This window comes from Paracoccus yeei ATCC BAA-599 (genome assembly GCF_000622145.1).
GTDB classification, from domain to species: Bacteria; Pseudomonadota; Alphaproteobacteria; order Rhodobacterales; family Rhodobacteraceae; genus Paracoccus; species Paracoccus yeei.
In genome coordinates, this window is the sequence record NZ_JHWH01000029.1 from 1 (window position 1) to 20,602 (window position 20,602).

Consider the following 20,602-nt stretch of genomic DNA (forward strand, 5'->3'; position numbering starts at 1 on the left):
GGTCTTGGCGCTCCCGTGACGAACTTGGCCCAGAATGCCTCCTTCCATTCCCAAGAAAGGACCGCACCATCAAACCGTGGGATCAAACAGCTAGCAGGTCGCTGAAATAGTCGGCGCTCAACCCGCCGCGTAGAACATGATTCACCCTGCGCAGGTGGACGGGGTGATGAAGATGCGCGGGACAGACGGGGCGAGTGGATCGCTGTTCAGCTATGTCGATCTTGAGGGCCGCATCCTCTCAGGGTAGGTGAACATGCGCGATCGGGACTTTGTTGCTTTGGAAAGCGCCATCGACTACATTGCAGGGACAGTTTCCGCACAGAGATGACGCCATGGCCTCGGTCGCTGCAAAGGTAATGTCGACGGTCAGCGCCCCCTACGGGGTGCTGGTGACGCCTGCGCAGCTGGCCGAGAAGATCGCCGACATCAACAGCGCCGAGGCCTGCGATTGCAGCGTGTTCGCCTTCCTGTCCGAAGTGTCGCCCAAGCTGCAGCAGTCGTTCATCGACGAGATGGGCGTCAGCAGGGACGCCGTGGCGCAGGTTGCAAGGAAGTTCTCTGATCTTGCCGGATACAAGCTTCCGCTCGCGATCTGAATGAACGCCCCGCACCCAAGCCGCTGGCCAGAGCTTTTCGACATGGCAATGGCGACCATTGACCAGGCCAACGGCCAGGGTATCGGCATGAACAACTGGAGCTTCGGGGGCGGGACGGCTCTCATGCTCCAGATCAAGCATCGCGAAAGCCACGACATCGACCTCTTCATAGACGATGCCCAGTACCTGCCCTACCTGAATCCCGAGACGCAAGGATACGATCTGGCGCTTACACCGAGCGATTACGAGACGGATGGCACGCGGGCGTTGAAGATCGTGTTTGACGGCGTGGGGGAGATCGACTTCATCTGCTGCGACCCGGTCACCGAAGAGCCGTTTGTCGCTTCCGAAATCCGCGGACGCAGCGTCAAACTCGAGACGCCAGCCGAGATTCTCGCGAAGAAGGTGGTCTTCCGAGGCACCCACCTACAGCCCAGGGACATGTTCGACATTGCCGCCGTTGCTCAGGAAATGGGTGCCGACTACGTCATCGACGCATGTTCCAAATTTCCCGCCGCCTGTCAGGAGGCGCTTCAGGTGAGCGAGAAGATGAGTGCAAGGCTCTTTGAAGCGGTCACCGCGAAGTTGTTGGTGGCAGAGGGATTTCAGCCACTTCAAAGCCGTGCGCAGATGATCACGAAAGAGATCCTGGCCACTGCCATCACCCGAAGCGCCGCCCTCCTTCCGTGAAGGTGTATTCGTTCGCGATGATCGCCTCCTCGATGGTCTCGTCCGAGGTCAGGTGCTCGTATTCGGCCTGAACTGGCGATGGAGCCAGCGGGCCAGATCGCGCAGCGCTTCGGTTACGCTCTCCTCGGTATCGTCGGTGGCGGCGTTAGCGTCCGAGGAGCTGGTGTAATTTCATCGCCGCTGGCGGTGTGCGCCTGGGTGGCCATCGAGGTGTAGGATCGAGGTGGAGTTTGGCGACTTCAACCACGGACCATACTGAGACCCCGATGACCAGGACGAACATGGACCTGTCCGAGCTTCTGGCCAAGCACGATCAGGGCGACTTTCTGCGCGGCATCGCCGAGGCGGTGCTGCAGCTGATCATGGAGACCGATGTGGAAGGCATCATCGGCGCCGGTCGGCATGAACGCAGCGGCGAGCAGACCACCTGGCGGAACGGGTATTGAGAGCGCGCTCTCGATACCCGTTTGGGCACGCTGAACCTGCGGGTGCCGAAGCTGCGGCAGGGCAGTTGCTTCCCGGGCTTCCTCGAGGCGCGCAAGACTTCGGAACAGGCGCTGGTGGCCGTGATCCAGGAGGCCTGGATCGGCGGCCATCTGGGCAAAGGCGGCGCGAAACACATCGGCGCGCGCATCGGGCACGCTGCGGGGCAGGAAGACCATCTTCTGCGCGGCGAAACCGGCACGGAACAGCGCCTGCCATGCCTGCCATTCAGCGCCCTGGGGGCCGCGGCCGTGGACCTGGCGATAGACCTCGGGAAAGCTGGGCAGCGCCGGAAAGGCCGGGTCGCGCGCCAGCTTGCCGTGGCGGTCCATCGCGCCAAGGCTCATCAGCGGCACCACCTGGCCCACCTCGGCCAAGGGCCGGACCTGCGCCAGATAGCCCGGAGAGGTCTGGTAATCGACATCGAATTCGCCGCCGACCAGACCCGCGCGGGCGGCATTGCGGCTGTTCAGGCCCAGCAGCACCGCCACATCCAGCCCCAGCATCTCCAGCGCCAGCAGCGGCACGATGTCCAGCGACGCCGCCCCGATCGAGCCGAAATGCACCGTCTGCCCGCGCGCGATCAACTCGGCCATGCTGCCGACGCCCAGCGAGGCGGGACATAGACCACCCCGCCTGATGGCTGCGCCGCGACGATGTGCCAGTCGGCATAGTCGTATTGCACCCGCCGGTCGTCCAGCAGCGCCGCGAATTGCGTCGATCCGGTGGTGCCCAGCAACATGCGGTCGTCAGACCGCGCCTCGGCGGCAAAGAAATTCGCGGCGCGGGTCGAATTGCCGCCCGAGACGTTCAACAGCCGCACCTCGGGCCGCTCGGGCATGGTCTTGGGCAGCCAGCCTGCCATGAACCGCGCCCAGACATCGGTGCCGCCGCCCTCTTGAAAGGGCACGACCCATTCGATCGGTTCGGCCGCATGGGCGCAGGCCGGGGCGATGACCCCGGCAGCGATGGCGGCAATGAATGTCCTGCGATCCACGGTATTCCTCCACGGCCGGCGCTCGCGATCTTGCCGCGATGCCGTCCTCCTCCAACTTCCCGATAGCACGGGGTTTCTTTCATCAAGCTTTCATGGCTGATAAAGAATCGCAGCTCGCGCGGCATGGGGGGAAAGCGATGCGCAGCCTGATCGTCGAGGACAATCCCGGCATTGCCGCGGGCATCCGGCACTCGCTGGAGGGGTTGGGCCATGCCGTGGATCGCGCCGCCTCGCTGTCCGATGCCTTCGATCTCGCGGCGGTCGCGGACTACGACCTGGTGGTGCTGGACCTGAACCTGGGCAATGACGACGGGCTGGATTTCCTGCGCCACCTGCGCGGCTCCGGCAAGCCGGTGGGGGTGCTGATCCTGACGGCCCGCGGGGGCTTGCAGGACCGGGTGCGCGGGCTGGACCTGGGCGCCGACGACTATCTGGCCGAACCCTTTGAGCTGGCCGAGTTCGAGGCCCGCATCCGCGCGCTGGCTCGTCGCGTCGGCGGCATCGAGGCACCGCTGATCCGGCTTGGCGAGCTCAGCTTCGACACCGCCCGGCGACGAGGCGGGCTTGGAACCCGGCGTGCCGCGCATCAGCGACATGACCTATCGCGGCCAGCGACTGCGCGCGGTCTCGCTGCGGTTCTTTGGTTCGGATGCGCTGGTGCCGGATTGGATCGACGCCGAAATCCCTGGCGATCTGCGGCAGGATGCCGGCGACGACGAATTCCGTCAGGCCGATACCGAATGCGCCGATCGCCAGCGCGAACAATGCGACTGGCATGGGGGAGGTCTCCGACTGCGATGTTTCAACCCGAACGATGTTCGGCTACGACGCCCAGATAAGACATGATGTTCGGAGATAAATCCGGAATGGCGGCCTTGGACAAAGAAACAGATGTGGTTCGGCAGCTGCGTCACCATCCGGCCGAACTGGACGCGATCGACCGAAGGATATTAGGCGCGCTGGCCGAGGATGCCTCGCGCAGCTACGCCGAACTGAGCAGGATCGTGCATCTCTCCGCGCCCGCCGTGCATGACCGGGTGAAGCGCCTGAAACGCGATGGCGTCATCAAGGCCACCGTCGCCGTTCTGGACGGCTGCAAGCTGGGCCGGACGCTGCTGACCTTCCTCGTGGTCGACACCAGCAGCTACACGGCCACGCGCGACTTGCTGACCTTCGCCGACAGGCCTGAAGTCGAGGAACTCCACACCGTCGCGGGGGATGGCTGCGTTCTTGTCAAAGTCCGCGCCGCCGACACCGAGGCGCTGGAAAGCTTCCTGATGGAGATCCAGAGCCTGGAAGACGTCCGATCCGTGCGCAGCTACATCGCGCTTTCCACATTCCTTGAACGGGGACCGTCGCCGGATTAGGCCGAAGGTTGGATGCCCCTTGCCGCCAGACCCATGCCCGATCGAACAGTACGATCGCCTGCCGCCCGAGTTGCGCCGCTGGCTGGCGCAGGCAGCACTGCCCTGAAGCCCGGCTTCCGCCTTGCGCGTTTGGCAGAAGCTCCTGCGCAAGACGGCGGGGAATGCCGAGGCCGCCCACAAGCGCCTCGACCTGTCGAGGCGCGGATGCTGATGCGGGATACGCAGCGGACAGGCTGTCAGGGTCCCTCGGCGTCATCCAGGTCCAGACCAGGACGCCCAGAGCCCATTCGATATGAGAGTTGCGGGTCGGTGGACTGGCCGACGCTGAATCAGCGCCGAACCGATCCTGGACGGCAGCTTCCTCAACATTAAGGATAGTTCGACGCCGGCATCCGCTTGGGCAAGACCATAGCCGGGCGAACTCAGCGCTGCCGCGTAGGCTGCGGCAGCGCCTTGCGGGCTTTGGACCCCCGCCTGGACTGCGACTTGGACACAACAGCGTGCTCTTTCATTTCCGACTGTTTACATCGGGCATTGTGCGGCGGGGGCAGCCTGTCTAGACAGGCGCGAACCCTGACAGGCCCCGTGCGCCCATGACATTGCAGACCTGCCCCTTGACGCATCTTTACCGCGCCGAACATGACCGGCAGTGCCTTCGCGCGCGCCGGCTGGTGGGTTCGGCGGCCGAGGACGTCGTGCAGCAGGCCTTTGCCAATATCCTGGGCCGGGGCGGCAGTGCGGCCCTGGCCAATCCCAGCGCGGCCTACCTAACCCGCGCGGTGCGTAACATCGCGCTGAACCACCTGCGCGGCCTGCGCCGCCGCGCCGCCGTCGAGATCGAGGGCGCCGAGATCGAGGCGCTGGCCGACCTGTCCCCCTCGCCTGAAATGGTGACACTGTATCGCACCGAACTGCGCCGGCTGCTGGAAGCCATCGCCCGGCTGCCCGAACGCCGCCGCCAGGCTTTCGTGCTGAGCCGGATCGAGGGGCTAAGCCATGCCGAAGTTGCCGTCCGCATGGGGCTGTCGCGCAATACGGTCATCACCCATCTGGTGCTTGCGCTGGCCGAACTGGACCGGACGCTGTGACCGCGCCCCGCGCCGAGGATCAGGACGACCTGCTGCTGAAGGCGCTGGAGTGGCTCGTCACGCTGCAAGACGATGCGGCCACCGCCGCCGACCGCCGCGCCTTTGCGCGCTGGATGCAGCACCCCGACCATGTCGCAGCCCATGCCCGGGCCGAGGCGCTGTGGAACCGCTTCGAGATCGTGCGCCCGGAATACGAACGCATGCGCCAGGCCGGCCGCATCGGTCGCCGGCAGGCGATGCTGGGGCTGGCAGGTGTCGGCCTGGCGCTGCCGCTGGGCTGGCGCCTTGCGATGCGGGCCGATCATGCGACCGGCATCGGCCAGCGCGCCTCGCTGGTGCTGGCGGATGGCAGCCAGGTCGAGCTGGGGCCGGACACGGCGCTGGACGTGCGCATGGACGCGGGGCTGCGGCGGCTGCACCTGCGCCGGGGGCAGGCGCATTTCCAGGTCGCCGCCGATCCCGCCCGGCCCTTTGTGGTGCGGGCGGGCGCGGGGCAGATCCGGGCCCTGGGCACCGGCTTTGACGTGAACCTGCTGGACGACCAGGTCGTGGTCGCCGTCACCGAACACGCTGTCCAGGTCTCGGCCGGAGACGGCCCCCCGGTCGAGCTGCGCGCGGGCTGGCAGGTGTCCTATGGCGGGGCCGGCATCGCGCCGGGCCGCCGGGCGGACCTGGACGCCGTCACCGCCTGGCAGCGCGGCCGGCTGGTCTTTGACGAGGTTCCGCTGGCCCGCGTGCTGGACGCGCTTGGTCGCTATCGCCATGGCCGCATCCTGCTGATCGACGACAGCCTGGGCGCGCTGCCGGTCAGCGCGGTGATCGACACCGCCGACGCGGGCGCAGCGCTGCACCACCTTGCGGCCAGCCTGCCGATCCGGCTGCGCACGCTGCCGGGCATCGCCACGCTGGTGGACCGCCGACCAGGCTCGTGACATTTTTCGCGCCCACGTTCATTACCCCCGCCCCCCTGCGGTGTCAGGTCCAGTGAGGGCGCCTGCACGGCGCCGCTTGGAACCGCAAGAACACGAGGGACATCGAACCATGGCGGCAACTGGACAGAAAAGCTGGCGACGCGCCCTGGCGCTAAGCATGGGCACGGCAATGGGGTCTGTGCTGCTGGCGGCACCGCCGCTTTGGGCGCAAGAGGCGCGGATCGGCTATGACATCCCGGCGCAACCGCTGGCGCAGGCCCTGATGCGCTTTTCGCAGGCCAGCGGCATGCAGGTGTTCTTTGACCCGGCGGCGCTGCGCGGCAAGACCTCGCCCGGGGCGCAGGGCGCGCTGACCCGCGGCCAGGCGTTGGCGGCGCTGATGGCCAGATCGGGCCTGGGCTACAGCATCGAGGGCAATGCCGCCCGCATCCAGGCCCCGCAGCCCGCCGCCGCCGCCGCGGGGGCCGAGGGCGCGGTGACGCTGGACCAGGTGACGCTGACCGCCGCCGGCGGCACCACCGAAGGGTCGGGCAGCTATGTCGCCCCCGAGGCCAGCGGCGCCACCGGCCTGCCGCTGACCATCCGCGAGACGCCGCAGTCGGTCAGCGTCGTCACCAACCAGCGCATCCAGGACCAGGCCCTGCAGACCACGCAAGAGGTGCTGTCCTATACCACCGGCGTCCGTTCGACCCCCTACGAAACCGACCGAGACGACACCTATTCGCGCGGCATGTGGATCTACAGCTATGTGATCGACGGGGTGTCGCTGGACAGCGGCGCGGGCTTTGCCGCCGGCGCCTCGGTGCTGTCCTCGACCGCGCCCTATGACCGGGTCGAGGTGGTGCGCGGCGCGACCGGCCTGCTGACCGGCACCGGCGAGCCCTCGGCCGCCGTGCATATCGAACGCAAGCAGGCCACCGCGACCGAGACGACCGGCCAGGTCGAGCTGCGCTATGGCAGCTGGAACCAGGTCGGCGCCGTGGTTGATGTCGGCGGCAAGCTGGACGGGGACGGCCGGTTGCGCGCCCGCTTTGTCGCCGATGTCGGCAGCAGCGACAGTTTCCGCGACCGCTATCACGTCCGCAAGCAGACCTATTACGGCACGCTGGCCTGGGACGCGACCGACCGCACCACGCTGAGCTTTTCGCTGGAACACCGCGACCACGATCCCAGCGCCTCGGAATGGGGCGGCTGGCCCTCGGTCTATAGCGACGGCGCGCAGACGCATTTCCCGCGCGGCTTTTCGAACTCGGTGGACTGGACCTATTGGAAAAGCCGCCGCACCATGGCGACCGCGCGGGTGGACCATGATTTCGGCAATGGCTGGACCGGCAAGGCCTCGCTGAGCGGCGTCAAGGCGATGTATGATGCCGAACTGCTGGCGTTCTTCTATGGCATGCTGAACCCCGACGGCACCGGGCTGGAACCCCGCGCCTGGAAAGGCCGCAGCGAGGATCGGCAGCTGGCGCTGGACGCCAGCGTCTCGGGTCCGGTGCAGCTGTTCGGGCGCGACCATGACCTGAACTTTGGCGTGCAGGGGCGGCGCAACTGGCAGCGTTCGACCAGCTACGGCTTTGACGGCGAGGCGCCGATCTTTGACAACATCAACGACTTCGACGGCCATCTGCCGCGCCCGGATTTCTATCAGACCAGCCAGACCGACTGGGGTGTGACCACGACGCAATATTCGGCCTATGGCTCGGGCCGGTTCCAGATCACCGATCCGCTGACGCTGGTGCTGGGCGGGCGCTATACCGACTGGAAGGCCGACAGCCGGCATTTCGAGACTTTCACGCCCTTTATCGGCTTGGTCTATGACCTGAACGACACCTGGTCGCTTTATGCCAGCCACACGGCGATTTTCAATCCGCAGGATGCCAGGGACCGTTACGGCCGCTACCTGGACCCGGTCGAGGGCAAAAGCTCCGAGATCGGCGCCAAGGCCGAAATCGGCGACAATATTCTGATCTCGATGGCATATTTCCGCACCTATCGCGACAACGTCGCGATGGAGGACGGCAACAATGTCGTGCCGGGCACGCCGGATCAGGCCTATGTCGGCGCCAAGGGCATCACCGCCAAGGGGCTGGAGCTGGAGTTGTCGGGCGAGATCGCGCCCGGCTGGCAGCTGTTCGTCGGCGCATCGACGCTGAAGACCACGAACCCCGATGGCAGCCGCACCGCTACCGAACAGCCCTCGCGCATGCTCAAGGCCTTCACCACCTACAAGCTGCCGGGGCAATGGGACCGCTGGACGGTGGGCGGCGGCGTGCGCGTGCAGAACCGCACCTGGGCCGATGCCGAGATCGCGACCGGCAGCATCCCGGTCTATCAGGGCGGCTATGCGGTCTGGGACGCCATGCTGCGCTACGACATCAGCGAGGACTGGGCGGCGCAGCTGAACGTCAGCAACGTCCTGGACAAGAGCTATTACCACACCGGCGGCTCGGGCGCGTATTACGGCGCGCCGCGCAATGCCCTGCTGACCATCACCGCACGTTTCTGAAAGGATAAGAACATGGCCTTGACCCCATGGCGCCACCGCCTGTCCACCGCCGCCCTGGCCCTGATGCTGGGCCAGGCGCTGCCGCTGGCCGGCACCGCGCTGGCCCAGGACGTGATGCAACCGGCTCAATACGCCGATGCGGCGCTGCGCCAGGACATCATCCCCGGCGCCTATGAAATCCTGGACGACGCCGACCGCGGCCTGGTCTATGTCGCCGCAAACCCCAGCTTCGAGGGGCCGAGCCCCGGCTATGTCTGGCTGCTGGACCGCGACGATCTGGGCGTCAAGCGCCGCATCCAGCTGCCCGACGGCGCCTTTGCCCTGGCGATGGACCGCGAGGCGGGGCGGCTTTACGTCGGCAATACGCTGCAGGGCAAGCTGGGCATCCTGGACGCGAAAACCGGCCTGCCGATCGGCGCCATCCAGCTGGGCCAGAAGACGGGCAAGGGGTACGAGCACACCCGCATGATCGCCGTCGATCCCCGGACGCACCGGGTCTATGTGACCAGCCCGACCGACCGGGGCGTGCTGTGGATCGTGGACGGCGACAAGGGCGAGTTGGTCAAACGCATCGATGACGCCGGCCTTTGGGCGGCGGGGCTGGCCTTGGACAGCGACCAGGGCCGGGTCTATGTCGGGGGCGGCGGCGTCGACGAGGTGGCGGTCTATGACGCCGCCTCGGGCGAACGGGTCGGCGGTTTCTCGACCGGCGATACCACGATAGCGACGCAGGAGGGGTCGAAGCATTTCTTCGTCAACCTGGCGCTGGACGCCAAGGGCGGCCGGTTGTTCGCGGCCGACGCCAACACCGGGCAGGTCTATGTTTTTGATACCCGGGACGGCAAGCAGATCGGTACGGTCCCGGCCGGGCCCGGCACGCTGGACGTGGCCTATAATGACATCCGCGACGAGATCTATGTCACGACCCGTGGCGTCAGCCGCGAACAGCAGAAAGGCACCGGCACGCTGGTGGTGATCGACGGCAAGGACCTGAAGGTCAGGCGCACGCTGTCGCTGCCCGCGCATCCCAACAGCCTGGAGGTCACCCAGGACGGCACCTTGCTTTACGTCACCGTCAAGGTGCCGCATGGCGACGAGCATCCCGATTTCCGCAAGGACGCCGTGGATTCGGTGCTGCGCCTTGATCTGTCCAAGCTGGACTGACGGCGCCCCGATTTGGCGCCGCTGGGACGGAAAGGCCCCATCGTGGGGCCTTTTTGCTGCGCAGAAGGCATAGGACGCGAAAGGCGGACGCGCAGCATCTTGCCCCCTCTGCCTCTTGAACGCTTTGGCGCAGACCATTATCTTACATGCGTCTTACCGAGAAAGCCTGACCCATGGCGCAGCCTGATCCCCTGATGACCACCATCTCGACCAAGGGCCAGGTCATCCTGCCCAAGGCGATCCGCAAGCGCCGGGACTGGGATGCCGGAACCCGCCTGATGGTCGAGGAAACACCCGAGGGCGTGCTGCTGAAGCGCGCCCCGGCTTTTGCCCCGACCCGGCCCGAGGCCGTCTTTGGGATGCTGCCGTACTCCGGTGCGCCGAAATCGCTCGAGGACATGGAGGCCGCGGTTCTGGTTGAGGCCCGCCGGCGCCATGATCGCGATTGATACCAATATCGTCGTCCGCTACCTGACCGGCGATCACCCCGCGCAATCGGGCCGTGCGCGCGCAATCGTCGACGGGCAGCCGGTCTTCGTGCCGGTGACGGTGGTGCTGGAAACGGAATGGGTGCTGCGCAGCGCCTACGGCCAGAAGTCGAGCGATGTCGCGCGGGCCTTGCGGGCCTTTGGCGGCCTGCCGCAGGTCACCATCGAGGATGCGGCGACGGTGGCTGCCGCCTTCGATCTCGCCGAGCGGGGCATGGATTTCGCCGATGCGCTGCATCTGGGCCGCGCGGCGGGGCACGACGCTTTCCTGACCTTCGACCGCAGGTTCGTGAAGGCGGCGCAAGCGGCTGGGATCGATCGCGTTCAGGAGGCATGACGGGTCAGCCGGGAGAACCGGTGGCGGACGGCCAACATGGGCCCGGGCTTCGGGAGGTCGATGTCGGGAAGATCGCCATGCTCGCCCCTGGCGCCGGTGAACTCGCCGGCAGCCGTGTCGCGTCCTTTTCTCCTGAATCAACGCGTTCCCGACACTCGGCTTGATTCTGTTCCATCCTTTGCGCCAGGCCAGACAGGGAATTCCTCGATGGAACGCATCGCGCAGGCCCTATCCACAACACCTAGGCAGATCGCCCCTGCGCGTTCGCTTGCCCTGAGCAATCAGACCCTTCTGCTGTGAGAGGTTCAGCAGGACCGGCATCACTGAGCGCCTAGGTCCAGGCGCAGGGGGCTGAACCTGTATCGGAAATCGACAAGCTGCCGCCGTCCACGTAGGTGGCTTTTCCGAGAAGCTTGCCCGGATTGACCGGCGCGCCGTCCCGGACGGGTGTTTCCGCGACAAGGGCTTCATCTCGAACTGGATCGACGGGACCAGTTCGCGCATCCAGCGGCGCAGAACGCTCTCGGCCACATCAAGGTCGCGGGCGGCCTGCGCCACTGCCACACCCCGATCCGTCACAAGCCTTACGGCCTCGATCTTGAACTCACGGCTGAACTTCCGTCTCGTAATATCCACTCTCCAGTTCCTTGGTCACGATCTTATCTTCGTGTCCACAGAACCGGCAGCAGGCCACAGATCAAAAGTTCACAATCGAGAGCCCGACTTCGATATTGGCGTCATAGGGTCGATCGGCGCCAAGTCCGATACCTGGTCGGATGTAGCCGTTGATGGCGGCACCGCCGGCCAGACCAGCAAGGTTGCGCCCAAAGGCCAGCTCCCAGGACGCTGGCGTTTTGTCGCTCTCGAAGTCATGACTGATGGTTATGTCCGAGGTGATCCACCAGCGTTTTCCATGGGGCCGATAGACGACATAGAAATCGAAGTCCGTGCGGCTGACATCGGCCTGGTCGTCGTCGCCCGCGAAGGAAAAGTTGTGGATCAGTGCCGGGGCCACGATCACCTCGCGGCTGACGAAACGGGCATAGGTCAGGCCCGGCGCCGCCACCCATTTCCCTGTCCCCAGGGCATCCTCGTCGGCGGTCGGGGCAAAGATCTCGGCGCTGAGAACAAAGGCCTGGAGCCGGTCCACAGGGGGGATCCAGGAGAACTTGGCAGCAATGTCGCCAAAGCCGGTCACGCCGTCGCCGGTCAGGTCGGTGACGTTGAAGGGCAGGGTCAGCCGGATTGCCGCCCTGCCGTCCAGGAAGGGCTCGGTATAGCGCAGAAGGGTGGCGTCGTAATGCGAGTCCCCCAGAAAGCGGTATTCGTTCGACAGGGACAGGGTCCGGGTCAGCACCGCCGGGTTGGTGCCCGAGGTGTCAGTCTCCTGTTGCACCCCGCCTGCCGACTGCTGGGCCGATGCCGCACCGGCAATACCCGCAGCCAGGATGGCGGCCCAGAGGGTTGTGATCGTGGGTCGCATGCGATGTCCCTTCTGCTTGGTTTGGTGGGGGCGGACAACGACACTCTGGCCTGCAATGCAGTGCCATTCCGGCCGGGCCTGTCCCTTGTGCGGGCGATGGAAGGCAGCAAAGCCAGCGGCCATCGCGTGCCGCATGTTCCGGTTACGGCCCATGGTGCCACGGCTCACTCCACAGGCTGAGCCTCTGGGAACGTCCACCGTCCGTCCAGGACCTCCGCACGGGGCCGGTACAGGCGGACCATGTAGTTCCAGCCAGGATCGATGGGCAGGCAGTTCGGCACCTGCCCGTCGCAGCCGCCGAACTGCACGGCGATCGACCCGTCCGCCCCGGGCGTGGCGATGACGTTGTTGACCGAGTAGGCGTCGAGATCGTTCGGGGTGTAGTAGCCCTCGGCATTGTAGCGGCTGATCGACCAGAAGCCGTCCACCGGCACGTCGACCGGCACCACGAGGCGGTAGACCGTCTCGCCATCGTTCCGCTCGGGCTCGACGTTGAGGTAGAGCGCGTCCCGCTCGGGGTTGCCACCCCAGGCGGCGGCGGTCTCGATGAGGTGGCGGACGGGGTCCACCTCGCCGCGAGGCCCGAAGGCATTGCGCGTGTCGGGCAGCGTCGCAGCAAGCTCCAGGAGGGCGGCGCGCACGCGGTCTTGGCTCGCCTCGTCCCAGTCCGGGACCTCGAAGCTGCCGGGACTGCCGGTCTGCGACACTCCGACCGCGTCCTGTAGAGCGTGGACGGCAGCGACGTCCTCGGGATCCTCTGGATCGACCAGGGTCCGTATCCCCGCCATCACGTAGCGGGTGCCGATCTCCTCCCGCGTCAGCGTGGTGCTGCCGGCTCCATAGACCACCTTCGGCGTGTAGTGGTCTTGGTCGATCACCTGGAAGGCCATGAATCGGCCCTCCGCTTCGGGCAAGGTAATCGTCACCGGTCCGGCATCGAGGTCAAAGACCCCCGTCGAGTAGAGTGTGTCGCGGTTCGGGCGGACGACGGCCTGCGCGTCGATGGTCATCGGCTCGCGCCGGTGGAACAGCGTGCCGAGCTCGCCTTCCTCGACGTTGCGGGCAAAGTAGAGGTCGGTCTCCGCACCGGCTCTGCCATGAGACGATCTACCAGTATGTTTACTCTGCCGAAGGACAGTCAGCGCAGCTGGCGCGTCTGCTGCCTGCCTCGGGATACCGCTGTGTTGCAGCTGGCGCCTCTTTCGATGAGAATGATGTGTCAGCGCCTGAACGCCACGCCCCGGAAGTGCCTGGGCTACCGAACACCCACAGAAGCGTTTCGAGATGAACTGATACGACTGGAGGCACCATGACGAACCCTGCCCCGCAGGACTGGTGCATTCAGAATGGAGCCTGCATTCCTGAACCGCGCCTTTCCCCTTTCGGCGCGGCCCGGTTGACGGACTGGGACCAAGGTGACTGACGAATTTCTGGCCCTGAATGACGGATTCGCGGCCCTGTGCATCCGGGCTGCGTGGTCAACCTGAACCGGACCCATCTGCCGACAGGCCCCCGCGAAAGAAGCCCTGGATGCTGAACGAAAGACTCGCCCGCCTCTTGCAGGAACGCAAACCCGGCTACGCCTTGCCGCGCGATTTCTATGTCGATGACGAGATCTTCAAGGCCGACATGGCCGCGGTGTTCGAAACCGACTGGCTGTTCGCCTGCAACCTGGCCGAGATCCCGCGCCCGGGCGACTATGTCACCCTGCAGATCGGCGACAATCCCATCGTCGTGCTGCGCAACCGCGACGGCGCGGTGGCGGCATTCCACAACACCTGCCGCCATCGCGGATCGCTGATCTGCCAGAAGGAACAGGGTCGCGCGAACCGGCTGGTCTGCCCCTATCACCAGTGGGTCTATGAACTGGACGGCAGGCTGATCAACGCCCGCCAGATGCCCGAGGGTTTCGACAAGGCGGCCCACGGCCTTGCCCCGGTCCATGTCGAGGTGATCTGCGGCATGGTCTATGTCTGCATCGCCGACCAGCCGCCGTCGCTGGCCGCGTTCCGCGCGGGCGTCACGCCCTATATCGAACCGCACAGGCCCGATCGCACCAAGGTCGCCTTTTCGACCACTATCGTCGAGGAAGCGAACTGGAAGTTGGTGATCGAGAACAACCGCGAATGTTATCACTGCGCCGGCAACCACCCGGAACTGCTGGTCACGCTGGTCGAATTCGCACTGCCCGACGATCCGCTGGTGGCGCGGCAGTTCCAGGGCCTGATGGACCGTTCGACCGACCGCTGGAATCGGCTGGGCCTGCCGCATCGGCCGGCGGACGGCGGGCTCGAGTTCCGCTGCATCCGCCTGCCCTTCAACGAAAACTGCCTGTCCTTCACCATGGACGGGGGGCTCGCCTGCAACAAGCTGCTGGCCGATTTCACCGAGCCGGACCTGGGGTCGGTGCGGATGTTCCGGGTGCCGAACAACTGGAACCATTTCCTGTCCGACCACATCATCCATTTCCGCGTCCTGCCGCTGTCGGCCAACCGCACCGCCGTCAAGACGACATGGCTGGTGCACGAGGACGCCGTCGAGGGCGTCGATTACGACATCCGGCGCCTGACCGAGGTCTGGACCGCCACCAACGACGAGGACCGCGTCCTGGCCGAGAACAACCATCGCGGCATCCTGTCCCGCGCCTACAAGCCCGGCCCCTATGCGCCCTCCGAATTCATGCTGCGGAATTTCTCGGACTGGTATGCGGGCAAGATGGCCGATCACATCGGCGGGCCCTCGGCACGGATAGCGGCGGAATGACCATGCCAAGCGATGCCGGACTGCTGGACCTGACCTGTGTTGGCGTGGCGGATGAAACCCCGACGATCCGCAGCTTTCGCCTGCGCGGAGCGGCACCCGTGGACTATGTCCCCGGCCAGGTGCTGGTGCTGAACGTGCCGCTGCCCGGGGGCGCGGTCTGGCGGACCTTCACCATCTCGGGCGGGGCGGATGGCGCATTGCAACTGACGATCAAGGCGCAGGGCGACGCCGGCGCCACGCGCTGGTTGCATGCGAACCTGACCCCCGGCGTGATGATCCAGGCACGCAGGCCGCGCGGGCATTTCACGCTGGGCCTGCGCAGCCGGGACCGGCTGGCCTTCGTCTCGGGCGGGTCGGGGGCGACGCCGATGATCGCAATGCTGCGCCATCTGGCCGATACCGAGCCGCTGGCCGATGTGGCCTGGTTCCACGCCGCCCGCGCGCCGGCCGAGGTGCTGTTCGCCGCCGAACTGGCCGAATTGCAGGCGCGGATGCCGAACCTCAGCGTGGCGGTCAGCGTCAGCCGCCCGGTGCCCGGCTGGTTCGGCTATCGCGGCCGCATCTCGCGCACCCTGCTGGCCGCTGCGCTGCCCGATCTGGGCCGGCGCGAGGTGTTCTGCTGCGGGCCCCAGGGCTTCATGACGGAGGCGCGGCTGATCCACGCGGCCGAGGGCGGCGACAAGGCGCGGTTCCATACCGAAAGCTTCGGCGGGGCACCGGTCGTCCCGGCCACCCCCGATCCCGTTCCTGCCGGCGGCGCTGCCTTCGCGATGACGGTAGCCGGCCGCGACGTGGCGATCCGCCCGGATGAAAGCGTGCTGCAGGCCAGCCTGCGCCACGGCGTCATCATCCCCTGCGGCTGCGGCGAGGGCATGTGCGGAACCTGCATGGTGAAGCTGGTTTCAGGCCAGGTCGCTATGGCCGCGAACGGCGGCATCACGCCCGAGGAACAGGCCCAGGGCTATATCCTTGCCTGCTCCAGCCGCGCCCTGTCGGATATCGCGGTGGCGCTGGCCTAGGCCAGCCCGCCAGCCCGCATCAGCGTGGCGATCAGCGCCGGGTTCGCGTCGCGGACCGTCGGCAGCAGGGCGCGGGCGCGCAGGGTCATGGCCGGGTCGATCTCGGCCACGGCCAGCCCTGGCGCATCGTCCAGTTCGATCAGTTCGCGGCCAAAGGCGTCCAGGATGCGCGAGCCGCCCCAGAACTCCAGCCCGCCGCGTGTGCCGCAATGGTTGCACATGATCGTCGGCGGGCCGTATGTCATTGCCGTGTGGCGCAGGTTGATGCGCCAGCTTGTGGGATTGTCGAATTCGACCCCGACCGCGCCCCGGGCAGAAGCGATGGGTTGCACCAGCAGGTCGGGCGCCTGCTGCGCCGCCAGCCAGACCAGCGCCGGATTCCAGCTGTCGGCACAGATCAGCGTCGAAAGGCGCCCGGCGCAGGTCTCAAAAACATCAAGCTTTTGGCCTGCGTCATAATGATCTGCCTCGCAAAGATTGCCGTAATGCGGCAGGTTCAGCTTGCGATGGACCGCAGGCGCGCCGCCGGTGCCAACCAGCACCTGTGCATTGAAGACGGCCCCATGCTCGGCCAGGATCATGCCGAAGGACACCGCCATGTCGCCGGCCGCGCGAGCGATGGCGGCAGGCTCGGCATCGTCCAGCCGCCGGGCCAGCCGGCCCGTGTCGGGCCGCGACAGGTAGTCGGTCAGCGACAGTTCCGGGAAAACCAGCAGCCCCACCCCGCGCCGCCGGGCGTCCGAGATGGCATCAAGATGCAGGGAAAGGTTCGCGACAATATCGCCCGGTTCGCAGGCGATCTGCGCGGCGGCGACGGTCAGGCAGGACATGGCGAGACTTTCGGCAAAAAGAGGGGGCCTGTGCGACGAAACGCAGGCCCCAAAGCGGGATCAGATCATGCCTTGGGCCTCGAGGAAGTCCGAGGCCACCCCTTCGACCGATTTCTTTTTTACGTCCACTTGGCTGTTCAGCGCCATCATCGCCGCGTCGTCCAAGCGGCCCGACAGGTCGTTCAGCAGGTCGGCCAACTGCGGGTTGGCGTCCAGGATGTCCTTGCGCACGACCGGGGTCATTGCATAGCTGGGGAAATACCCCTTGTCGTCCTTGAGGACCACGAAGTCGAAGGCCGGGATGCGTCCGTCGGTGGCAAAGACCTGCCCGCTGTCGACCTGCCCGTCCTTGAGCGCCTGATAGACCAGTCCGGTGTCCATGCGCTTAACGTTGGCGCGGCCGTATTCAAAGCCATACAGCTTTTCCAGCGGCTTCAGCCCGTCCGGCCGGGCGTAGAATTCGGCGTTGCTGCCGAAGGTCAGCGCCTCGCCACCGTTGATCTTGGCCGCCAGGTCCGAGATCGTGGCGATGCCCCTTTCCTTGGCATCTGCCGCGCGCATGGCGATGGCATAGGTCGAGTTCACCTTGGACGGGTTCAGCCAGACCAGGCCCTTTTCGCCGTCAAGCTCCTTGACCTTGGCATAGGTCTGCTCGGCGTCCATCTTCTCTTCGATCTTGTTGAAGGTGATGAGCGAGGTGCCGGTATATTCCCAGTAAAGGTCGATCTGCCCGGCCTCGAGCGCCTGGCGCAGCGGCGCGGTGCCAAGGCCTGCACGCTTGTCGACCTCGAAGCCCTTGGATTTCAAGAGCTGGGTGGTGATCTCGGCGATCAGCTGCTGTTCGGTGAAGTTCTTGCCGCCCACGACCAAGGGCGCCGCGGCGGCAGGAAGGGCCAGGCCAAGCGCGACAAGGGCGCTGGCGAAAAGGCGTTTTAGGGTCATGCTTCTCTCCACTGTTGGTTTTATGGTTTCAGCGCAGCGGGTTGATGCCCTTGGGCACCAGCCAGTACTGGGCCTGCGCGCCCAGCAGGTCGACGGCCACGGCCAGCAGGGCGGTCGGGATTGCGCCGGCCAATAGCAATCCCGGCTCCATCAGGTCGATGCCGGTAAAGATCAGCTCACCCAGGCCCCCGCCGCCGATCAGGAAGGCCAGCGGCACGGTGCCGATGTTGATCGCCAGCGCCGTGCGGATGCCGGCAAAGATCACAAACAGCGCATAGGGCAGCTCGACCTTCCACAGGATCTGCCAGCCGGTCATGCCCATGCCGCGCGCCGCGTCGATCAGCGCGGGCGGCACGCTTTTGATGCCGGCGATGGTGTTCAGCACGATGGGCAGCAGCGTCAGCACGGTCAGGCCAAAGATCGCGGGCGGCGTGCCCAGGCCCATCACCGTCATCGCCAGGGCCAGGATCGCCAGCGTCGGGATCGTGGTCCCCAGGTTCACCACCTGCGCCACCACCGGTCCCAGGATGCCCAGCGACCGGCGCGCCAGCGCCACGCCGATGGGGATGCCGGTCACGATGGCCAGTGCGCCCGAGATCGCCGTCAGCTGCAGGTGCTGGACGGTCAGATAGCGGATATCCTCGGCATATTCGGCCATCGCGGCCATGGCGCCGCTGGCGTGAAACCAGATGCCGCCCAGAAAGATCAGGCCATAGCCCCCCAGCCGCAGCGCCTGCATGAAGAAACTCGCCAGATGCGCGCCCTTCATCGTCATGCGTCCCGATAGGTGGCGCCCAGCAGGTGGGTGATGCCGCGCTGGGTCAGGTAGCCGCGATAGAACCCGTCCGGGTCCACGCAAGGCAGCCAGGTCTGGTCGTTGGAAAACATCATCGACACCGCGTTGCGCAAGGTGTCGTCGACCTGGATCGTGCAGGGCAGGCGTTCATAGTGATCGCCCACCGTGCCCACCGCGCCCTGCAACTGCGCGCGCCGCACCAGCCCGCGCGCCCGGCCGCGCGGCCCGGTCATCACCACGGACTGGTGGTCGTGAGCGGCCATCAGGGCCAGCGCCTCGGCCACCGGGGTTTCGGCCAGCACGCGCGGCGGGTCTGCCTGCATGGCGTCGGCCACGCGGACCAGTTGCAGCCGCTTCAGCGTGCGGTCGCCGCCGACGAAATCGGCCACGAAATCGTCGATGGGATGCGCCAGGATATTGTCGGGCGTGTCGTACTGCACCAGCTTGCCGGCGCGGAAAATGGCGATGCGCGAGGCCATCTTGACCGCCTCGTCGATGTCGTGGCTGACAAAGATCACCGTCTTTTTCAGCGTCGATTGCAGCTTCAGGAATTCGTCCTGGATGACGGCGCGGTTGATCGGGTCGATGGCGCCGAAGGGTTCGTCCATCAGCAGGACCGGCGGGTCGGCGGCCAGCGCCCGGATCACGCCGACGCGCTGCTGCTGGCCGCCCGACAGCTGCTTGGGATAGCGCCGGGCAAAGACGGCGGGGTCCAGTGCCACCATTTCCAGCAGCTCGTGCGCCCGCTTGCGCGAGGCTTTGCGGTCCATGCCCAGAAGGTCGGGGACGGTGCAGATGTTGTCCTCGATGGTCTTGTTGGGGAACAGGCCGATCTGCTGGATGACATAGCCGATGCCGCGCCGCAGCCGGGTCGCGGGCACCGACATGATGTCCTGGCCGCCGATCAGGATGCGGCCGGAACTGAGTTCGGTCAGGCGGTTGATCATGCGCATGGTCGTGGTCTTGCCGCAGCCGGACGGACCCAGCAGCACGCAGATCTCGCCCTCGGGGACCTCGAAGCTGACATTGTCCACGGCCATGTAGCTTTCAAAGGTCTTGGTGACGTTTTCCAGGCGGATCATCGGTTGTCCTGTTCGTTCAATGGCGCGAGCGCAGGCCGGGCGAGGTCAGCAGCCGTTGCAGCAGCAGCAGAAAAAGGTCGGCGGCAATCGCCAGCAGGCTGACCGCGACCGCGCCGGTGATCAGCTGGCGCGGGTCGGTCTGCGAGATCCCGCGCGAGATGAAGGTGCCCAGGCCCCCGGCGCCGATATAGGTCGCGATGGCGGCGATGGCGATGGTCAGCACCACGGCGTTGCGCACCCCGGTCAGGATCACCGGCATCGCCATCGGGATCTCGACCTGCCACAGCCGTTGCAGCGCAGTCATGCCCATGCCGCGCGCCGCGTCGCGCAGCGCCGGGTCGATGTTCATGATCGCGGTATAGGTGTTCCGGATGATCGGCAGCTGCGAATAGAACACCAGCGCGACCAGCGCCGGCAGATAGCCGATGCCATGGCCAAAGGGCGCAAGGATCGGGATCAGGATGCCGAAGAAGGCGATGGACGGGATCGTCATGATGATCGCCGCCACATAGAGCACCCGCCGGGCGATGGTGGCGTTCTGGGTGACGGCGATGCCGATGGGCACCCCGGTCGCAATGGCGATCAGGATGGCGGCGCCGACCAGCGAGACATGCTCGACCGTGCGGTCCAGGATCTGCGGCAGGTTGTCGAGCGCGAACCTAAGCGTCTCCATCAGTCTCTCCGAAAGCTTCCAGGGCGCGGTTGGCCGGTGGCATGGGGATGGGTCCAGCGGCGCCCATGCCCTGATTACAGCCGCAGTTTCCGCAGTGCGCCACGCAGGTTTCCGACACGCAGAGAAATGTTTTCGACATTGTCGGGGTGCGCGGAAAAATCGGGGTGATCAGGGGTGTGAGCACGCGATATGGCGCGGCACCAAGGATATGCGGCAATCATCTGCATGATAATGCTGAATTAATCCCATCCTTATCAGGTCTCGTGCGCCGCAGGTGTCGGCCTGACTTGCCCGGCCGGGGCTTTCCTGTGCCTGTGCCCGCCGGGGAATGTCCATGCGCAATGTCGGTTTCCTTGCGTCCAAAGT

20 protein-coding genes and 4 pseudogenes are annotated in these 20,602 nt (G+C 66.1%); 15 read left to right on the forward strand and 9 right to left on the reverse strand.

What is annotated here, in order from left to right; genetic code table 11:
- The first annotated feature begins 332 nt into the window (after nucleotides 1–332).
- From BU28_RS0115585 to BU28_RS24825, 3 genes and pseudogenes are all read left to right on the forward strand, one after another.
- Nucleotides 333–596 (forward strand): hypothetical protein, encoded by a 264-nt coding sequence (locus tag BU28_RS0115585; protein WP_028720295.1) that lies wholly within the window; start codon nucleotides 333–335, stop codon nucleotides 594–596.
- Nucleotides 597–638: 42 nt separating this feature from the next.
- A complete protein-coding gene (locus BU28_RS0115590; protein ID WP_081791424.1) occupies nucleotides 639–1,286 on the forward strand; it encodes a nucleotidyl transferase AbiEii/AbiGii toxin family protein in 648 nt (215 codons plus the stop codon).
- Between the two features lie 266 nt (nucleotides 1,287–1,552).
- Nucleotides 1,553–1,879, forward strand: a pseudogene (locus BU28_RS24825) (transposase); the annotation flags it as partial.
- Nucleotides 1,880–2,352: 473 nt separating this feature from the next.
- Here BU28_RS24825 and BU28_RS24270 read toward each other — a convergent pair.
- Nucleotides 2,353–2,766, reverse strand: a complete 414-nt coding sequence (locus tag BU28_RS24270; RefSeq protein WP_051578246.1) for a hypothetical protein — start codon at nucleotides 2,764–2,766, stop codon at nucleotides 2,353–2,355.
- Nucleotides 2,767–2,858: 92 nt separating this feature from the next.
- On the opposite strand from BU28_RS24270, the gene BU28_RS26130 reads away from it, so the two are divergent.
- The 10 genes and pseudogenes from BU28_RS26130 to BU28_RS26430 all read left to right on the forward strand — a co-directional run.
- Entirely contained in the window at nucleotides 2,859–3,605 is a 747-nt protein-coding gene (locus BU28_RS26130; RefSeq protein WP_158212784.1) for a response regulator, read from the forward strand.
- A gap of 3 nt (nucleotides 3,606–3,608) precedes the next feature.
- Nucleotides 3,609–4,133 (forward strand): Lrp/AsnC family transcriptional regulator, encoded by a 525-nt coding sequence (locus BU28_RS0115605; RefSeq protein ID WP_233144990.1) that lies wholly within the window; start codon nucleotides 3,609–3,611, stop codon nucleotides 4,131–4,133.
- Nucleotides 4,134–4,203: 70 nt separating this feature from the next.
- Nucleotides 4,204–4,344: pseudogene (locus tag BU28_RS26425) on the forward strand (DUF6525 family protein).
- Nucleotides 4,345–4,726: 382 nt separating this feature from the next.
- Nucleotides 4,727–5,221 (forward strand): sigma-70 family RNA polymerase sigma factor, encoded by a 495-nt coding sequence (locus BU28_RS0115610; RefSeq protein WP_028720299.1) that lies wholly within the window; start codon nucleotides 4,727–4,729, stop codon nucleotides 5,219–5,221.
- The gene (locus BU28_RS0115615; RefSeq protein WP_081791420.1) at nucleotides 5,218–6,153 is read left to right on the forward strand and encodes a FecR family protein; all 936 of its coding nucleotides are present in this window, start codon (nucleotides 5,218–5,220) and stop codon (nucleotides 6,151–6,153) included. The genes BU28_RS0115610 and BU28_RS0115615 overlap by 4 nt, the downstream gene beginning before the upstream one ends.
- A 109-nt stretch (nucleotides 6,154–6,262) precedes the next feature.
- Complete coding sequence (locus BU28_RS0115620; RefSeq protein WP_088239190.1) at nucleotides 6,263–8,659, forward strand: TonB-dependent siderophore receptor; 2,397 nt, start codon at nucleotides 6,263–6,265, stop codon at nucleotides 8,657–8,659.
- Between the two features lie 12 nt (nucleotides 8,660–8,671).
- Nucleotides 8,672–9,823 carry a YncE family protein gene (locus tag BU28_RS0115625; RefSeq protein ID WP_051578249.1) on the forward strand — a complete coding sequence of 384 codons (1,152 nt, stop codon included), beginning with the start codon at nucleotides 8,672–8,674 and terminating at the stop codon, nucleotides 9,821–9,823.
- A gap of 173 nt (nucleotides 9,824–9,996) precedes the next feature.
- Nucleotides 9,997–10,272 (forward strand): AbrB/MazE/SpoVT family DNA-binding domain-containing protein, encoded by a 276-nt coding sequence (locus BU28_RS0115630; RefSeq protein WP_028720303.1) that lies wholly within the window; start codon nucleotides 9,997–9,999, stop codon nucleotides 10,270–10,272.
- Nucleotides 10,259–10,648, forward strand: coding sequence for a type II toxin-antitoxin system VapC family toxin (locus tag BU28_RS0115635; protein WP_028720304.1), 390 nt, complete (start codon nucleotides 10,259–10,261; stop codon nucleotides 10,646–10,648). Before BU28_RS0115630 ends, BU28_RS0115635 begins: the two co-directional genes overlap by 14 nt.
- Nucleotides 10,649–10,855: 207 nt before the next feature.
- Nucleotides 10,856–11,138, forward strand: a pseudogene (locus tag BU28_RS26430) (hypothetical protein); the annotation flags it as partial.
- Between the two features lie 5 nt (nucleotides 11,139–11,143).
- Here the strand turns inward: BU28_RS26430 and BU28_RS24850 are convergent.
- The 3 genes and pseudogenes from BU28_RS24850 to BU28_RS23315 all read right to left on the reverse strand — a co-directional run.
- A pseudogene (locus tag BU28_RS24850) lies at nucleotides 11,144–11,278 on the reverse strand (transposase); the annotation flags it as partial.
- A gap of 67 nt (nucleotides 11,279–11,345) precedes the next feature.
- Entirely contained in the window at nucleotides 11,346–12,131 is a 786-nt protein-coding gene (locus tag BU28_RS0115640) for a hypothetical protein (RefSeq protein ID WP_028720305.1), read from the reverse strand.
- Between the two features lie 164 nt (nucleotides 12,132–12,295).
- Complete coding sequence (locus tag BU28_RS23315; RefSeq protein ID WP_345940153.1) at nucleotides 12,296–13,354, reverse strand: DUF1254 domain-containing protein; 1,059 nt, start codon at nucleotides 13,352–13,354, stop codon at nucleotides 12,296–12,298.
- Between the two features lie 307 nt (nucleotides 13,355–13,661).
- Here BU28_RS23315 and BU28_RS0115650 point away from each other — a divergent pair, with 307 nt between their 5' ends.
- Both BU28_RS0115650 and BU28_RS0115655 read left to right on the forward strand, forming a co-directional pair.
- The gene (locus BU28_RS0115650) at nucleotides 13,662–14,894 is read left to right on the forward strand and encodes an aromatic ring-hydroxylating oxygenase subunit alpha (protein ID WP_028720306.1); all 1,233 of its coding nucleotides are present in this window, start codon (nucleotides 13,662–13,664) and stop codon (nucleotides 14,892–14,894) included.
- Nucleotides 14,891–15,913, forward strand: coding sequence for an FAD-binding oxidoreductase (locus BU28_RS0115655; protein ID WP_028720307.1), 1,023 nt, complete (start codon nucleotides 14,891–14,893; stop codon nucleotides 15,911–15,913). The genes BU28_RS0115650 and BU28_RS0115655 overlap by 4 nt, the downstream gene beginning before the upstream one ends.
- Here BU28_RS0115655 and BU28_RS0115660 read toward each other — a convergent pair.
- The 5 genes from BU28_RS0115660 to BU28_RS0115680 are packed head-to-tail and all read right to left on the reverse strand — an operon-like array spanning nucleotide 15,910 to nucleotide 20,236.
- Nucleotides 15,910–16,743, reverse strand: a complete 834-nt coding sequence (locus BU28_RS0115660; protein ID WP_028720308.1) for a nitrilase-related carbon-nitrogen hydrolase — start codon at nucleotides 16,741–16,743, stop codon at nucleotides 15,910–15,912. The genes BU28_RS0115655 and BU28_RS0115660 overlap by 4 nt on opposite strands.
- A gap of 60 nt (nucleotides 16,744–16,803) precedes the next feature.
- On the reverse strand, nucleotides 16,804–17,685 hold the full coding sequence (locus tag BU28_RS0115665) for a glycine betaine ABC transporter substrate-binding protein (protein WP_028720309.1): 882 nt from the start codon (nucleotides 17,683–17,685) through the stop codon (nucleotides 16,804–16,806).
- A gap of 28 nt (nucleotides 17,686–17,713) precedes the next feature.
- On the reverse strand, nucleotides 17,714–18,460 hold the full coding sequence (locus BU28_RS0115670) for an ABC transporter permease (RefSeq protein ID WP_233144989.1): 747 nt from the start codon (nucleotides 18,458–18,460) through the stop codon (nucleotides 17,714–17,716).
- Nucleotides 18,457–19,563, reverse strand: coding sequence for an ABC transporter ATP-binding protein (locus BU28_RS0115675; RefSeq protein ID WP_028720311.1), 1,107 nt, complete (start codon nucleotides 19,561–19,563; stop codon nucleotides 18,457–18,459). The genes BU28_RS0115670 and BU28_RS0115675 overlap by 4 nt, the downstream gene beginning before the upstream one ends.
- A gap of 16 nt (nucleotides 19,564–19,579) precedes the next feature.
- A complete protein-coding gene (locus BU28_RS0115680) occupies nucleotides 19,580–20,236 on the reverse strand; it encodes an ABC transporter permease (RefSeq protein WP_028720312.1) in 657 nt (218 codons plus the stop codon).
- Between the last annotated feature and the right edge of the window lie 366 nt (nucleotides 20,237–20,602).

What these genes read in the sequence shown, in the direction of transcription:
- BU28_RS26130 (WP_158212784.1), top strand. Translation starts at nt 2,859, where the DNA reads ATGGCTGATAAAGAATCGCAGCTCGCGCGGCATGGGGGGAAAGCGATG.
- BU28_RS0115660 (WP_028720308.1), bottom strand. Translation starts at nt 16,743, where the DNA reads ATGTCCTGCCTGACCGTCGCCGCCGCGCAGATCGCCTGCGAACCGGGC.
- BU28_RS0115630 (WP_028720303.1), top strand. Translation starts at nt 9,997, where the DNA reads ATGGCGCAGCCTGATCCCCTGATGACCACCATCTCGACCAAGGGCCAG.
- BU28_RS0115620 (WP_088239190.1), top strand. Translation starts at nt 6,263, where the DNA reads ATGGCGGCAACTGGACAGAAAAGCTGGCGACGCGCCCTGGCGCTAAGC.
- BU28_RS0115635 (WP_028720304.1), top strand. Translation starts at nt 10,259, where the DNA reads ATGATCGCGATTGATACCAATATCGTCGTCCGCTACCTGACCGGCGAT.
- BU28_RS0115665 (WP_028720309.1), bottom strand. Translation starts at nt 17,685, where the DNA reads ATGACCCTAAAACGCCTTTTCGCCAGCGCCCTTGTCGCGCTTGGCCTG.
- BU28_RS0115590 (WP_081791424.1), top strand. Translation starts at nt 639, where the DNA reads ATGGCAATGGCGACCATTGACCAGGCCAACGGCCAGGGTATCGGCATG.
- BU28_RS0115640 (WP_028720305.1), bottom strand. Translation starts at nt 12,131, where the DNA reads ATGCGACCCACGATCACAACCCTCTGGGCCGCCATCCTGGCTGCGGGT.
- BU28_RS0115585 (WP_028720295.1), top strand. Translation starts at nt 333, where the DNA reads ATGGCCTCGGTCGCTGCAAAGGTAATGTCGACGGTCAGCGCCCCCTAC.
- BU28_RS0115625 (WP_051578249.1), top strand. Translation starts at nt 8,672, where the DNA reads ATGGCCTTGACCCCATGGCGCCACCGCCTGTCCACCGCCGCCCTGGCC.
- BU28_RS0115610 (WP_028720299.1), top strand. Translation starts at nt 4,727, where the DNA reads ATGACATTGCAGACCTGCCCCTTGACGCATCTTTACCGCGCCGAACAT.
- BU28_RS0115670 (WP_233144989.1), bottom strand. Translation starts at nt 18,460, where the DNA reads ATGACGATGAAGGGCGCGCATCTGGCGAGTTTCTTCATGCAGGCGCTG.
- BU28_RS0115675 (WP_028720311.1), bottom strand. Translation starts at nt 19,563, where the DNA reads ATGATCCGCCTGGAAAACGTCACCAAGACCTTTGAAAGCTACATGGCC.
- BU28_RS0115655 (WP_028720307.1), top strand. Translation starts at nt 14,891, where the DNA reads ATGACCATGCCAAGCGATGCCGGACTGCTGGACCTGACCTGTGTTGGC.
- BU28_RS0115650 (WP_028720306.1), top strand. Translation starts at nt 13,662, where the DNA reads ATGCTGAACGAAAGACTCGCCCGCCTCTTGCAGGAACGCAAACCCGGC.
- BU28_RS0115680 (WP_028720312.1), bottom strand. Translation starts at nt 20,236, where the DNA reads ATGGAGACGCTTAGGTTCGCGCTCGACAACCTGCCGCAGATCCTGGAC.
- BU28_RS0115605 (WP_233144990.1), top strand. Translation starts at nt 3,609, where the DNA reads ATGATGTTCGGAGATAAATCCGGAATGGCGGCCTTGGACAAAGAAACA.